Origin of the sequence: Ensifer sp. Root954 (genome assembly GCF_001429005.1) — a bacterium.
GTDB lineage: Bacteria > Pseudomonadota > Alphaproteobacteria > Rhizobiales > Rhizobiaceae > Ensifer > Ensifer adhaerens.
Genome location: NZ_LMJM01000025.1, coordinates 1 through 685, shown reverse-complemented (window position 1 = coordinate 685; position 685 = coordinate 1). Strand labels below are relative to the sequence as shown.

The window sequence follows — 685 nt, the reverse complement described above, 5'->3', positions numbered from 1 at the left end:
CTGAAAGCCGTCGCGGAACTCGTCGATCTTGATGCGGTGGGTGATGACGGGGGCAAGGTCGAGCCCGCCCTGCACGAAGGCGATCATCTTGTACCAGGTCTCGAACATCTCGCGGCCATAGATGCCCTTGAGGTTGAGCATCTTGAAGGTCACCTTGTTCCAGTCGATCTCGAAGCCGGCCGGTGCGATGCCGAGGATGGCGATCTTGCCGCCATTGTTCATCTTGTCGATCATGTCGCGGAAGGCAGGGGCCGCGCCCGACATTTCCAGCCCGACGTCAAAACCTTCGGTCATGCCGATCGCCTTCATCACGTCGGCAAGGTTTTCCTTGGACGCATCGACGACATGGTCGATGCCGACGCTCTTGGCGAGCGCCAGCCGCGTCGGGTTGATGTCGGTGATCACCACCTTGCGCGCGCCGGAACGCTTGGCGACCAGCGCCCCCATGATGCCGATCGGCCCGGCGCCGGTCACAAGAACGTCCTCGCCGACGAGATCGAAGGAGAGTGCTGTGTGCACGGCATTGCCGAACGGATCGAAGATCGCCGCGATCTCGTCGGGCACATCCTCCGGGATCGGCACGACGTTATACTCCGGCAGGCAGACGAACTCGCCGAACGAACCCGGCCGGTTGACGCCGACGCCGAGCGTGTTGCGGCACAGATGCCCGCGGCCGGCCCGGCAG

1 protein-coding gene is annotated in these 685 nt (G+C 63.6%); it reads right to left on the bottom strand.

Annotated elements, in window-relative coordinates:
- Positions 1-685: zinc-binding dehydrogenase (locus ASE71_RS19245; protein WP_060634966.1), on the bottom strand; the 685-nt coding region annotated here is incomplete at both ends.